This is a genomic window from Chryseobacterium sp. MDT2-18 (assembly GCF_030815285.1).
GTDB classification, from domain to species: domain Bacteria; phylum Bacteroidota; class Bacteroidia; order Flavobacteriales; family Weeksellaceae; genus Kaistella; species Kaistella salivictor.
On record NZ_JAUSWQ010000001.1, the window covers coordinates 392731 to 407190 of the forward strand.

13 protein-coding genes are annotated in these 14460 nt (G+C 37.9%); 4 read left to right on the forward strand and 9 right to left on the reverse strand.

Annotated features, from left to right (window positions below; genetic code table 11):
* Window position 1 precedes the first annotated feature (1 nt).
* Window positions 2-706: a DUF4294 domain-containing protein gene (locus tag QF004_RS01750; RefSeq protein WP_307422118.1), complete on the reverse strand. Its 705-nt coding sequence runs from the start codon at window positions 704-706 to the stop codon at window positions 2-4.
* 55 nt (window positions 707-761) lie between these two features.
* Between QF004_RS01750 and QF004_RS01755 the strand changes: the two genes are divergently transcribed.
* Both QF004_RS01755 and rpe read left to right on the forward strand, forming a co-directional pair.
* The gene (locus QF004_RS01755) at window positions 762-1838 is read left to right on the forward strand and encodes a M42 family metallopeptidase (RefSeq protein WP_307422120.1); all 1077 of its coding nucleotides are present in this window, start codon (window positions 762-764) and stop codon (window positions 1836-1838) included.
* A 48-nt stretch (window positions 1839-1886) separates the two neighbouring features.
* Window positions 1887-2537 (forward strand): ribulose-phosphate 3-epimerase, encoded by a 651-nt coding sequence (gene rpe, locus QF004_RS01760; RefSeq protein ID WP_307422122.1) that lies wholly within the window; start codon window positions 1887-1889, stop codon window positions 2535-2537.
* 109 nt (window positions 2538-2646) lie between these two features.
* Here the strand turns inward: rpe and QF004_RS01765 are convergent, their stop codons facing one another.
* The 6 genes from QF004_RS01765 to cphA all read right to left on the reverse strand — a co-directional run bounded on the left by QF004_RS01765 (window position 2647) and on the right by cphA (window position 9770).
* Window positions 2647-3066 (reverse strand): nucleoside-diphosphate kinase, encoded by a 420-nt coding sequence (locus tag QF004_RS01765; RefSeq protein WP_133440631.1) that lies wholly within the window; start codon window positions 3064-3066, stop codon window positions 2647-2649.
* Between the two features lie 176 nt (window positions 3067-3242).
* Window positions 3243-4169 (reverse strand): ribosome small subunit-dependent GTPase A, encoded by a 927-nt coding sequence (gene rsgA / locus QF004_RS01770; protein ID WP_133440632.1) that lies wholly within the window; start codon window positions 4167-4169, stop codon window positions 3243-3245.
* Window positions 4170-4207: 38 nt separating this feature from the next.
* Window positions 4208-5275 carry a chorismate mutase gene (locus QF004_RS01775; RefSeq protein WP_307422125.1) on the reverse strand — a complete coding sequence of 356 codons (1068 nt, stop codon included), beginning with the start codon at window positions 5273-5275 and terminating at the stop codon, window positions 4208-4210.
* Window positions 5276-5298: 23 nt separating this feature from the next.
* Complete coding sequence (locus QF004_RS01780) at window positions 5299-5862, reverse strand: hypothetical protein (RefSeq protein ID WP_307422127.1); 564 nt, start codon at window positions 5860-5862, stop codon at window positions 5299-5301.
* Window positions 5863-5891: 29 nt separating this feature from the next.
* Window positions 5892-6977, reverse strand: a complete 1086-nt coding sequence (dnaX, locus tag QF004_RS01785; protein ID WP_307422128.1) for a DNA polymerase III subunit gamma/tau — start codon at window positions 6975-6977, stop codon at window positions 5892-5894.
* 162 nt (window positions 6978-7139) lie between these two features.
* Window positions 7140-9770 (reverse strand): cyanophycin synthetase, encoded by a 2631-nt coding sequence (gene cphA, locus QF004_RS01790; RefSeq protein WP_307422130.1) that lies wholly within the window; start codon window positions 9768-9770, stop codon window positions 7140-7142.
* 198 nt (window positions 9771-9968) lie between these two features.
* On the opposite strand from cphA, the gene QF004_RS01795 reads away from it, so the two are divergent.
* Window positions 9969-10853: a cyanophycinase gene (locus QF004_RS01795; RefSeq protein WP_133440636.1), complete on the forward strand. Its 885-nt coding sequence runs from the start codon at window positions 9969-9971 to the stop codon at window positions 10851-10853.
* A 23-nt stretch (window positions 10854-10876) separates the two neighbouring features.
* Window positions 10877-11719, forward strand: coding sequence for an isoaspartyl peptidase/L-asparaginase (locus QF004_RS01800; protein ID WP_307422132.1), 843 nt, complete (start codon window positions 10877-10879; stop codon window positions 11717-11719).
* Between the two features lie 180 nt (window positions 11720-11899).
* On the opposite strand, the gene QF004_RS01805 is transcribed toward QF004_RS01800, so the two are convergent.
* Window positions 11900-12922, reverse strand: coding sequence for a 3-oxoacyl-ACP synthase III family protein (locus QF004_RS01805; protein WP_307422134.1), 1023 nt, complete (start codon window positions 12920-12922; stop codon window positions 11900-11902).
* A gap of 465 nt (window positions 12923-13387) precedes the next feature.
* Window positions 13388-14338, reverse strand: a complete 951-nt coding sequence (locus QF004_RS01810) for a fasciclin domain-containing protein (RefSeq protein WP_133440639.1) — start codon at window positions 14336-14338, stop codon at window positions 13388-13390.
* Window positions 14339-14460 lie beyond the last annotated feature (122 nt).

The window sequence follows — 14460 nt, forward strand, 5'->3', positions numbered from 1 at the left end:
ATTATTTTTTAATTTTAAAGGTAAGATACCCAGGATAAGGTTGCAAATATCCGCTATTCCAATTACTTTGCAGCAATGATTCTAAAAATTCATCAGTTCTATCTGCATGTGGGTCGTAAGGATCTTTCAAACTGACATCAGCGATATTCCCTTTTACGTTCCACCAAAAGGCGCTCCAACCGCCGCGAAGTTCTTTCACGATTTCAAAAACGGTCTTGCCTGTGGCGCGATTCATCAACTTGGCAAATATGCGTCCTTCAGTCGTTGTTAAATCCCGCAGTTGCAGTTCATATTGATCAGCCAATTTTCTTTGTCTGTCATTCACATATTTTCGTTGGGAATTTTTGTCAAGACCCTGCATTTCCGCCTGAATATCTTCATACTGTTCTAAGGCAGTTAAAAAAAGGGGATAAACCCGGCTCAGTTTTTTATTAAGAAAATAGTAATAATTTTGGTCAAGTTGATTGTTAAACCGGGGCTTACCTGTTAAGATAAGTTCATCCATAACAACGACGTTTTCCCCGTTTATTTCGTAAATTCTCGCCCTCTGCTTTGCGTCGTAGTAGTATTTAATTCCAAATTCATCTGTTTTAAGAAGTTCAGGCGGGTATTGACTTATCGGTTTTAGCGTTGTTAATTCCTGTTGTGCATTTGCATGAAGTCCGAAAAACAGAAGAAATAATAAGATCAATTTATTAAAATTCATTATTTTTACCTTCTATAAAATCAAAATTTAACTTAACAAAATTCATTCCTTTCTCATGAAATTTGAAAATAAATCATTAGAATTTTTAAAAAAATATCTAAATACCGCATCTCCAACTGGTTACGAACATAACGGGCAGAAAATTTGGATGGACTATTTAAAACCATATGTGGACAAAATAGAAGTCGATCATTATGGCACATGCTACGGAATTATCAATCCTGAAGCAGAATTCAAAGTAGTTATCGAAGCGCACGCCGACGAAATTTCGTGGTATGTGAATTATATTACCGATGACGGTCTGATTTATGTGATTAGAAACGGTGGTTCTGACCAAATGATCGCTCCTTCAAAAGTCGTTCATCTTCATGGCGAAAAAGGCGTGGTTAAAGGAGTTTTCGGTTGGCCGGCCATTCATACAAGAGGCATCAATTCAGATGAACCGGTTCCTAAGCTGGATAATATTTTCATCGACTGCGGCGCTTCTACCAAAAAAGAAATAGAGGAACTGGGGATTTTTGTAGGAACCATGATTACTTATCCTGATGAATTTTTTGAACTAAATAATAAATATTTCGTTTCACGCGCTTTGGATAACCGTGTTGGAGGATTTATGATTGCTGAAGTCGCAAGATTATTAAAAAAGAACAAAAAGCAACTTCCCTTCGGATTATACATTACCAATTCTGTTCAGGAAGAAGTCGGTTTATATGGTGCGAATATGATTGCAGATACCATTAAACCAAACATCGCAATCGTAACAGACGTCACACACGATACTTCTACGCCGATGATTGAAAAGAAAAAAGAAGGAGATTTGAAATGCGGAGACGGTCCTGTCATTTACTTTGCACCGAGCGTTCATCACAATATCCGACAGCTCATTGTAGAAACGGCGAAAACAAATAAAATTCCTTTTCAAAGAGCGGCGGCAAGCCGAGCAACCGGAACTGATACCGATGCATTTGCCCATTCCAACGGCGGAGTTCCGTCTGCATTAATTTCACTTCCACTGCGTTATATGCATACCACAGTTGAAATGGTTTCACAGGAAGACGTGGCCAGTGTGATTCAGTTAATCTATGAAACCTTATTAAAGATTGAGCCAACAATGAATTTAAAATATCATTAATTTCAAAGGTCAAAAGAAAAAGTAAAAATAAATTGTAAAAAAGTAAAAATGAAAACAAAATTAATCTCACCATCACTCCTTTCTGCGGATTTCGGAAATTTGCAGCGGGACATTGAAATGCTAAATCAGTCGCAAGCAGATTGGTTTCACGTAGATGTAATGGACGGAAGATTCGTTCCCAATATTTCGTTTGGCTTCCCGATCATGAAAACGGTACAGCAATATGCAGAGAAATTTGTTGATGTGCATTTGATGATTGTAGAACCGGAAAAATATGTTGAAGAATTTATTAAATACGGTGCAGATTTGATATCTGTGCATTACGAAGCCTGTGTGCATCTGAACAGAACGGTTAATCTCATTCAGGAAAAAGGAGCAAAAGCCGGAGTGGTTTTAAATCCGGCGACACCGGTTTTAATGCTGGAAGACATAATTGCCGACGTAGATTTGGTATTATTAATGAGTGTAAATCCGGGATTTGGCGGACAAAAGTTCATTGAAAATACCTATAAAAAAATTGCAGAAACCAAAGATTTAATTTTATCAAACAATTCTACGGCATTAATTCAAATTGATGGCGGCGTCAATTTAGACAATGCGGCTAAACTATTTGAAGCTGGCGCAGATGTACTGGTCGCCGGGAATGCCGTATTCTCATCAGACAATCCTTTGGCAACGATTGAACTTTTGAAGTTGTAAAACTTTTAAAATATTCTTATCAATAAAAATCCCATTTAGCTAAAAAACTAAATGGGATTTACTTTTAAAATCTTTCATCAAAAAATTGATTCAGATATTTATGGTTTTTTTAGAAAATTTCTCTTCCTGAGAAGTGGAAAGCTGCTTCAATTAAAGCATTTTCATCTGAATCTGAACCATGTACCGCATTCTCTCCTACGCTTCTTGCAAACATTTTTCTGATGGTTCCTTCTGCAGCATCTGCAGGATTTGTCGCACCGATTAAAGTTCTGAAATCTTCAACAGCATTGTCTTTTTCCAAAACTGCTGCAACGATAGGTCCTGAACTCATAAAGTCAACCAATTCTCCGTAAAAAGGTCTTTCTGCGTGAACTTCATAGAATTTCTTGGCATCAGCAACGGTAAGTTGAGTCAATTTTAAAGCTTTCACTTTGTAACCAGCTTCAGAAATTTTTCCTAAAATAGCACCGATATGTCCGTCTGCAACAGCATCCGGTTTGATCATGGTGAATGTAATTTTACCTGACATAAATCTTGTTTTATTGTGGTGCGAAAATACAAAAAACTTTTATATATTTGTAATGAAAATTCTTACAGAGAATTGCTGAATTTATTTGGCACGGAAATTGTAAATTTATTTCCGATTCTCATGTTTAATTTGAGTTTTCATGGTTATTAGTTTTTACCCAGCTTCGGCTGGGTTTTTTATTGGGCAGAATTCTCTTCGGCCTCTTCCATTATTTTCAAATAAGTGATGTACCGTGTTTCCTCTATTTCGCCCGATTCTACAGCTTCCAGAACAGCGCATTTTGGCTCATTGATATGCATACAGTTATGAAATTTACATTTCCTGCCTGTTTTGAAAATCTCGGGAAAGTAGTGTTGAATTTCTTCTTTTTCCACATCGATCATTGCGAATTCGCGAACTCCCGGTGTATCGATCACGCTTCCACCAAATTTCCAAAAATGCATTTGTGCAAAAGTAGTCGTATGTTTTCCTTTCAAATGAGTTTCGGAAATGGCCGAGGTTTTAATATTGACTCCAGGCTGCATCGCATTCACCAAAGTAGATTTCCCGCTTCCTGAATGGCCAAAAAATACAGAAACCTTGTCCTTAATAATACTTTTCAAAACCTCTAAATTCAAATTTGAATAAGAAGAAATTTCTAAAGTTTCATAACCGATATTTTGATAAAGGCCTTCTATTTCTTTCGTCAATTCCTTTTCTTCTTCTGAAAGCACATCCATTTTATTAAATAAAATCAACGGCTTGATGTTGTATGCTTCACAACACGACAAAAAGCGATCGAGAAAACCATAAGAAGTTTCCGGATGTTTAAGGGTGAAAATAAAACAGGCGATATCAATATTCGAGGCGATGATATGAGCTTCTTTTGAAAGATTTACCGCTTTTCTGATCAGATAATTTTTCCTTGGTTCAATCTTAGTAATCCACGCGACATCGTCCTGTTCCAAGGAAAACTCCACCAAATCTCCTACCGCAAGCGGATTGGTCAACCGGGTTTTTATCAGTTTAAATTTTCCCCGAATTCTCGCCTCGAAAAATTTTCCGGTTTCATATTCTAAAACCTGATACCAACTTCCGGTGGATTTTGTAATGAGTCCTTTCACGAATGATTATTGAGGAAAATTAATTTTAAAAATAAGAATTAAATATTGTTTTGCACTTCAATCGATTCTTCGTGAATGGCTTTGAAAACTTTTTCAATAAATTCTGCCGACATTCCCGATTCATCGGCTTTCTGAATTGCATATTCGGTAATTACTTTCCATCTTTCCGGCTGGAAAATGGCGATATTATTGTCTTTCTTCAAGTTACCGATTTTCTCAGAAATTTTCATCCTTTGAGATAATAATTCGATCAACTGAAAATCTAAATCAGAAATTAAAGTTCTGTGACGTCCCATTTCTCCATCAAAAGCGGAAATATCAGAATTTCTGACTTTTAAATTTTTCAGTAATTCTGACAAAGTTTCCGGTGTGATTTGCTGTGCAGCATCACTCCAGGCTTCATCGGGATTGCAGTGGGTTTCTATCATCATTCCTTCATAACCGACATTCAATGCTTCCTGAGCAATGCCTGCCAATCCGGTTCTGTTACCGCAAATATGCGACGGATCTACCAACATGGGGATATTAGGAAACTGATTTTTAAAATCCAGAGCAATCTGCCAATTGGGAATATTTCTATATTTTGTTTTCTGGTAAGTGGAAAAACCGCGGTGAAGAACACCCAGGTTTTTAACATCCTGACCTAAAAGTCTTTCTAAAGCTCCGATCCACAAAGCCAAATCTGGATTCACAGGATTTTTCACCAGGATCGTTTTATCCGTTCCTTTTAAAGCCTCAGCAATTTCCTGCACGGTAAATGGGTTCACAGTTGAGCGGGCTCCAATCCATAAGATATCGACATCTGCTTCTAAAGCGGCAGCGACGTGATGCGCATTTGCAACTTCTGTGGCTGTTTTAAATCCGTATTCCTGTTTAACTTTTTTCAACCAGTTCAGGCCGATTACTCCTACTCCTTCGAAACCGTTCGGCTTTGTTCTCGGCTTCCAAATCCCGGCACGGAAAACAGGAACGTCGGCATTTGATTCTTTGATTCTTTTTGCGGTTTCCAGCATTTGTGCTTCACTTTCTGCACTGCACGGTCCGGCAATAATCAATGGTTTGGAAAATTCTTTGATCCAATTATTTTCTAAGGTCTGTAAATTCATATTAAAGATTGAAGAGTATACTATTAATTAAAATCCAATTTAAAAAAATCATCTAATTCTTTTAAGACTGGGTTTATCTCGGCAAATTTATCAAAAATCTTTCGTTTAGTAATGATTTCTTTTTTCATTGATAAATCGGCGCGATATTCGATCGAGATGTTGTGATTGTTTACTTTATGCATAAAATGATTGAAGAAATCTGCACGTACTTTCTCAAATTCTGCCCTCGCTGATTCTGAAGGATACGTAACTTCTACAATATTTTCGTCTTTTTTCTGAAGTTTAAAAGAACCGATTGCATTAAAAATAATAATATCTTTTTGCTGAAGTTCCTGTAAGAATTTTTGCCATTCGCCTTTTAAATCAGTTTCACTAAAGTGTTGACTGGGCAAATTTTCTTTTTTCGAGTCGGTTATTTTTTCCGGTTCTTCCTCTGATTTTTCTAAAGCCGCACTGATGCTGAATGCAGACGGTCTTTTGGGTAAACCAATGGGTTCTGTTGTTTTCAAAACCACTTTTTTTATTTCACCCGGGATTTCTTTAGCGACTTCTTTTGGTTTTTCTTTAGCAACTGCGGGAGTTACCATAACTTTAGAACTAAGAAACGGTGCTAAAATCAGATATTTTTTTTTTTAGAGTCTGCCGCGTTTACAGATAAGGAAGAAAGTTGCATCAACGCAATCTCGACTGTTAACCGGGGATTTTTAGAATTTTTATAATTAATGTCTGCATGATTACAAATTTCAATCGCATCCACCAATTGTTGAGCGTTCCATTTTTTACTCTGTTCTAAAAACTTGATTTTTGTTTTTTCTCCTACCTCAATCAAACTTAAGGTCTGAGGATTCTGAGCCATCATTAAATCCCGGAAATGACTGCCTAAACCTGCAATAAAAATATGCGGATCAAATCCTTTTTTAATAATTTCATTTAAAGCAAATAAAGTGTCAGAGATTTTATTTTCATGCGCCAGATCAACAATAGAAAGATATTGTTCGTAATCAAGAACATTTAAAACCTCGGCTGCTTTGGCCAAAGTAATATTTTTCTGAGAAAAAGTAGAAAGCCTGTCGAAGATCGAAAGTGCGTCACGAAGCGCTCCATCTGCTTTTTGAGCAATTAAATAAAGTGCATCGTCTTCATATTGAATACCTTCCTTATCGGCGATTTTCTGTAAATGAAGCTGAATATCTTCAATGGTGATTCTCTTGAAATCATAAATCTGACAACGCGATAAAATGGTAGGTATGATCTTATGTTTCTCGGTCGTCGCCAAAATAAAAATAGCGTGCGCCGGTGGTTCTTCCAACGTTTTCAGAAAGGCATTAAAAGCCGCCTGAGACAACATGTGAACCTCATCAATAATATAAATTTTATACTTTCCAACTTGTGGTGCAAACCGCACCTGATCGGTCAGTTCGCGAATATCATTAACAGAGTTATTAGAAGCCGCATCGAGTTCGAAAATATTATAGGCAAAACAGTCTTCTGAGGTAGAACCGTCTCTCTCATTGATTTTCCGCGCAAGAATCCTTGCACAGGTTGTTTTTCCAACACCTCTCGGTCCACAAAAAAGTAAAGCTTGCGCCAACTGATTTTCCCCGATGGCGTGGTCTAGAGTTTCTGTAATATGACCTTGCCCCACAACAGTATCAAACTCTTGCGGACGGTATTTTCTTGCAGAAACCACGAAATTTTCCATTGGCCAAAAATAAGCAAATAAATGAGAAAATGAAATAGAAGCCGAAAATTAATAAGGCAGAAATTGTAATCTCAATTAAACAGGTTTTGGAACCGGGCTTTTTTAAAAACAAAAAACTCTCAAACTTTTACATTTGAGAGTTTTTAAAATTGATGTATAGAATTAATTTACATTTCCTTTTTCGAGAATTTCACGGTTCTGGTATTCCTGAACAAGATCGATAGCATTCGTTACTACATCGCTTAAAGCGGTAATAAATGTTCCTTCCTCTGCCATGCTCATTGCGTGTTTAAGGGCTTCAATCTCTTTGGGAATACTTTCGTAAGTCACATTTCTGCCCGCTTCTTGAATTCCGGAAATAAGCAGCTCGTTGATTTCCTCTTCGGTTCTTCCGCGCAGATGTTTTTCGTTTCTGATGATGATATAATCAAACATCCGTCCTGCAATTTTACCACATTCTTTAATGTCTTTGTCCCGTCGGTCTCCCACTCCGGAAATAATTCCAATTTTTTTGGTGGCTTCTACGTTTTTTAAATAATCCTCAATGGCTTCATATCCCGCAGGATTATGTGCAAAGTCTATTAATACCTGGAATTTTTTAAACTTAAAAATATTCAACCGACCAGGCATCAAGACCGGACTTGGTATAAAAGTACGGAGAGAATTGGCAATATCTTCAATTTCAAAACCATACAGATAAGCCGCTAAACTGGCTGCCAAAACATTAGAAATCATAAACTTGGCTTTGGCTTCCATGGTAATTGGAATGCTGTGTGCCTTCGCAATACGGATTTTCCAATCTCCTTTTTTAATGGTAACAAAACCTTCTTCATACACGCAGGTTACTTTTCCTTCTTTGGCGAATTTCAGAATGTGGGGATTATTTTCATCCAGACTGAAAATGGCTACTTTAGAATCTAAGTCAGGAAGCAATCGCATTGAGTATTCGTCGTCGGCATTTAAAACACTCCAGCCATCTTTTTTCACAGAATCCAGTACGACCCGCTTCACTTTTGTCAGATCCTTCAAATTGTGAATATCGTTCATTCCGAGATGGTCTTCTTTGATATTGGTTAAAACCCCGATATCGCATGAACTGAAACCTAAACCGGATCGAAGGATTCCGCCTCTCGCTGTTTCTAAAACGGCAAATTCTACGGTAGGATCCTTTAATATGAATTCCGCGGAAACCGGTCCCGTAGTATCTCCTTTGGTGAGCATCGTGTTCTGAATATAAATTCCGTCCGAAGTGGTAAATCCTACTCTATAGCCGTTATTTTTTACGATGTGGGAAATCAGTCTTGTGGTCGTTGTTTTACCGTTAGTTCCGGTTACCGCAATAATCGGAATTTTTGCCGGTTTTCCGTGAGGATAAAGCATATCGACCACTGGAGCCGCTACGTTTCTTGGCAAACCTTCACTTGGAGCAAGGTGCATTCTAAATCCCGGTGCCGCATTCACTTCTAAAATAGCTCCTCCACTTTCCCTTAAAGGTTGGGTGAGATTTTCTGCCATGATATCAATTCCGGCGACATCCAGACCGATAATTCTTGAAACTCTTTCCGCCATGACTATATTTTCGGGATGAACCATATCGGTGACATCGATCGAGGTGCCACCGGTAGAAAGATTTGCGGTTGATTTCAGATAAACGATTTCGCCGTTTTTCGGAATGCTTTCCAGAGTGAAATTTAATTTCTCTAAAAGTTCATTGGTATCTTTATCGACGAGAATTTCTGTTAAAACATTTTCATGTCCGTAGCCTCTTCTCGGATCTAAATTTTCTTTATCAATGAGTTGTTGAATATTCAGCGCGCCATCTCCGATGATATGTGCAGGAACCCGGCGGGCAGCTGCAATCATTTTATGATTTATAACCAATATGCGGAAATCATATCCGGTGATATATCTTTCTACAATCACTTTCTTGGAATAATTCTGTGCATGAGCCAAGCCGACTTTTGCAGTTTCAAAATCATTAATATTGATGGAAGAACCTTTACCATGATTGCCGTCTAAAGGTTTTATTACAAGCGGATACCCAATTTTCTGAATCGTTTTCTCTAATCCTTCTTCATCGGACACCAAGTCACCAACCGGAACGGGAATCGCCGCTTCATCGAGCATCTTTTTTGTGAGTTCTTTATTACAGGCAATATCTACCGCAATCGAACTTGTATTTCCTGTAATGGTCGCCTGAAATCTTGTCTGATTAACTCCATATCCCAACTGGACCAGAGAATTTCTGCCCAATCTTATCCAGGGAATATTTCTGGCAACCGCTTCCTCTACAATACTTCCTGTTGATGGTCCTAACCTTTCGCGCTCGCGGATTTCTTTTAAATTCCTAATGCATTCTTCTAGATTATAATCACGGGCCTCAATTAAGCATCTTGCAATTTCAACAGACTGTTCAGCCGCATAAATACCGGAATTCTCTTCCAGATAACTGAATACAACATTATAAACGCCGGGAGTTTTGGTTTCTCTGGTACGTCCGAAACCTGTATCCATTCCTGCTAAAGTCTGAATCTCCAAAGCGATATGTTCGATAACGTGGCCCATCCAGGTTCCCATTTCAACCCGTAAGAAAAAACCGCCTTCTGTCCCTTCCGAACACCGGTGGGTAATAAGTGTGGGCATCAATAGCTGTAATCTGTCACGGAAACCATCAATTTTATTGGTGGGCAAATGCTCCATTTCTTCGAGATCCAAACGCATCTGAATGAGTTTCTTTCTTCTGATACTCCAAATATTGGGTCCGCGTAAAACTTGTATTCTATCAATTTTCATAGGTGATTGGTCTCTTTTTATATTCTTTGAATTTTTATTTGAATTTCAAAGATAATCGAAAACCTTAATAATTCTAAAAAAAATATTTAAAATTGGAAGCATTTTTTCACGCACATCCCAATTAAGCCATCAGCCTTTAATTAAAATGATAAGGTAATTATTGAAGTAGCAAGGAATAATTTTTTAAATTTGCAATCTATGAAAGCAGTTGGAAAATTAATGATTATTGGCGGCGCCGTTAACAAAGGCAGTTTCTCCGAAACCGATTATGATCAGAATGTAGAAAAAAATCTGAATTTTTTCGAGCGTGGAATTTTAAGAAAAATTATCGATGAATCCCGCTTAAAAGAAAATTCGGTGATCGAAATTATTACGACTGCATCCCAAATCCCACAAATTGTAGGTCCGGAATATAAAAAAGCATTTGAATTTCTGGGCGCAAAAAATGTAAATATCCTGGATATTACCAACCGCGAACAAGCCAACAGTGATGGAATTACTGCCCGTGCCAGCGCCGCTGATGTAGTCATGTTTACAGGTGGTGACCAACTTCGGTTGACTTCAATTCTGGGCGGAACGAGATTTCATGACGTTCTTCTACAAAAATATCAGGAAGAAAATTTCATTTATGCGGGAACTTCAGCGGGAGCAGCGGCGGCTTCGGAAAATATGATTTATCAGGGATCCAGCAGTGAGGCTTTACTTAAAGGGGAAATTAAAATCGCACAGGGTTTAGGATTCATCGATAACGTAATTGTAGATACGCATTTTGTGCAACGCGGGAGAATCGGAAGATTATTTCAGGCAGTGGTCAACAATCCCCGAACTTTAGGAATAGGTTTAGGTGAAGATACCGGACTGTATATTGAAAACGATACCATGACAGCCATTGGATCCGGGCTTGTTATTTTGGTAGACGGCCGTTTTATTAAAGACACCAACTTAACCAATGTAAAGCTTGGTCAACCTATTTCGATTGATAATCTCATCGTTCATGTTTTATCTCAAAATGATTTTTACGATTTAAAATTGAAAGATCTTACCATTGTAAATTCTCAGTATAATCCGATTCCGCAGGATTAATAAAATAAATTTTATTATTAAAAATGAAAATAATCATCCACGGTGGATTTTTCTCTGAAAGCGACCAAAGCCATGATGTGAAAGTTGCCAAGCAAAATTCCTTAAAACAGATTGCCCAAGATTCTTTTGAATTTCTAAAAACACATTCCGCAGAAGAAACGGTGGTACATGCCGTAAAATTGTTGGAGGATGATTTACTCTATAATGCCGGAATGGGTTCCCAAATTCAAAGCGATGGAAAAATCAGAATGAGTGCTTCTCTGATGAACGGAGAAACCCAAAAGTTTTCTGGTGTCATCAATATTGAAAATGTAAAAAATCCAATCGAAGTAGCACAGCTTTTAATGAAAGAAGACGATCGGGTTCTCGGCGGAAACGGCGCAAAACAATATGCTGCAGAAAACGGTTTCGCGGATTTTTCGACCGAAATTCCGCAACGTAGAAAAGAATACGAGGAGAAATTAAAAAACGGCGGAAAAGGAACGGTAGGTTGTGTCGCCTTAGACCAAAAAGGAAGATTAGCAGCAGCAACTTCCACTGGCGGAAAAGGTTTTGAATTGGTTGGAAGGATTTCTGATTCTGCAACCGTTGCGGGAAATTTTGCTAATGAATATTGCGCCGTAAGTTGCACAGGAGTTGGTGAAGATATTGTAAGCAACGCCACCGCAGCAAAAATTGTGACACGGGTTACAGACGGTTTTCCATTAAAAAATGCCGTAGAAAAAACCTTTGTAGAACTGAAAGAAATCAACGGTTTTGCGGGAGCAATCGCCATTGACAAAAATGGAAATATCGCCCATCAGGATTCTTATCCAACGATGGTTTTTGCAAGTTTTGACGGAGAGCATTTTGAAATTTTCGATTAGATGAATTAATCCGATTTTTGTATTGAATATGGAGAAAACTGCCCTAATTGGAGCAGTTTTCTCAATCATTTGATTATAGGTAGGAATGCAGCTCGAAATATAGGTAAAATAACAAGATTGAGATTTTAATTCATTTCATATTGGGATAAAAAAAATGCGTTGGTCAACGCATTTAAAATTTTAATAATTGAATAAAACCGATCCCCAGGTAAATCCACTGCCGAAAGCGGAGAGCAGAACCAGATCACCTCTTTTAATTTTTCCTTTTTCAACAGCTTCACTTAAAGCTAACGGGATTGAAGCGGCGGTGGTATTTCCAAAACGCTGGATGTTGTTGTACACTTTTTCATCCGGCAATCCGAAACGCTGCTGTACAAACTGAGCAATCCGTAAATTGGCCTGATGCGGAATAAACATGTCTAAGTCTTCCGGTTTTTTTCCGGCTTTATTTAAAGCTTCCATCATGGTTTCTGGAAATCTGGTAACTGCATGTTTGAAAACGAAATTGCCATTCATGACAGGGTAGATTTCTGCATCGGTCACATTTTCCGGTTCCAGCCTCATCCGATCGCTCCAGCCAAATTTAGAACCGGGGAATTTGGTGCATAATTCATCGGCATATTTTCCTTCGGAATGCATATTGGTGGCCAAAATATCACCGGCACTTTCGTCTTCAGTAGCTGATAAAATGATGGCTCCTGCCCCATCTCCGAAGATGACAGAGACTCCACGTCCATCATCGGAAAAATCCAACCCAAAAGAGTGAATTTCGGCACCCACAACTAAAATATTTTTATACTGCCCTGATTTAATAAAAGCGTTGGCAACACTCATCGCATAAACAAATCCTGAACACTGGTTTCTGACATCTAAAGCACCGATGGTTTCACAGCCGAGCATTTCCTGCAAAAGCACACCGCAACCCGGGAAAAAATAATCCGGCGAAAGGGTTGCAAAAATAATATAATCGATATCTTTTCCGGTCATTCCAGCCATTTTCAATGCGGCTTCTGAGGCTTTGAATCCCAGATAAGCGGTGGTTTCTTCGGAATCATTTCTGTTTTTCCGGTGATGACGTTCTTTGATACCGGTTCTTTCTGTAATCCACTCATCATTAGTGGTCATCAGTTTAGATAAATCATCGTTGGTTACTATATTTTCCGGAACATAATGTCCCACACCTTTAATACAACTTTTAAGCATAAATTTGAAATTTAAACAAAGGTAAAATATATTTTGACACCCCGGAAGTTTTCTGGCAGATCCCATAGTTTACAATTTTTGGCAAAAATTCATGATAAAAAGAATAGATTCTAAATCTTCCTACAGGGACGTTATAATCAAAATCCCGAAGTGATCCTTTGAAAATCAGGGTTAAGTCGACCTTTTCTATTTTCTCCAATGGTTCAATTATAATTTATGGTGGAAATTCGGAAAAATTAGGATTTACAATTCCCTGAAAATCCCCATCAAGTTTTTTAATTTTAATTTTTTGCCGAAATTATTTTTTTACTGATCCATTTTAAACTTTCTCATTCAAACTTTGCATCCTGTGGAGAAATTATAAGAGAGACCGTAGAAAGAAAAGATTAAACTTTATAAAAAAAGGCTGAATTAAATAAGCGCCTCAATATTGAGACGCTTATCATGGTAAAAACTAAAAAACTACTATGGTAATAAGACTTTATCTATTGCATGAATAATTCCGTTACTGCACTGAACATCGGTCAAAATAATATTCGAAACCCGGTTATTGGTATCTGTAATTTTTACACCTCCTGTTGTCGTAATTTTAAACGTACCCCCTTGAAAAGTGGTAACCGTCATATTATTGGTTAAATCTGTAGAAGCTACATTGGCTCCCGCAACCACATGGTATTTTAAAACATTTTCTAAAGTTCCCTTTGGTATTGCCGCCAAATTTGAAAAACTTAATTCTGTTAACAGAGAGGTAAAAGCTGTATTGGTCGGCGCAAATACGGTAAATGGTGAACTTGCTGTTCCGCTTAATATTCCCACAAAATTCGGCATATCAGTTCTGGTCAGCGCTGCAACCAGGGAAGTGAAATTAGGATTAGCCAGCGCATGGGTAACAATGGTCGGCAAACCGATTACGGCATCTACTTTATGAATAACACCGTTGGAAGCCATGATATCCGCTTTCGTGACATTAGAGATTCCATTGATTTTTACTCCTGAAGCATTATTAATAAACATACTGATATTTCTCGCAGAAGAAGCTCCGCCTTTTGCTAAAGTAGAAACATAACCGGTCGTAATCGCGCCAGATGGTACTTTGGCAGCAAGAACGTGGTTCAATAAAATTTCTTTTAAAGCCGCCACCGGCACATCATTTAAACTTGCAAAACCGTTGGCTGACAGAAAGGTAGAAAACGCTGCGTTGGAAGGCGCAAAAACCGTGAACGTTCCTGTCCCATCCAGCGTGGTAGCCAGACCTGCTTTGTCAATGGCAGCCTTCAATGATGATAAATCAGAATCGCGTGATGCGATGGCGTAAACTGTTTGACTCATTACCGGTTCATCCTCGTTTTCCTTACAGGCGATCGACGTTATTCCAATAAGGAAAAGTGCCGAAAGGATTTTAAATATATTTTTCATAATTGTAAATTTTTATTATTCAAATCTAGGAAAATATTTTACTATTAAATTAAAAATAGCAAGATATAATACTAATTGGTTTTATTTACAAAATCTATCGAATACAACCGATCTAAAAATAA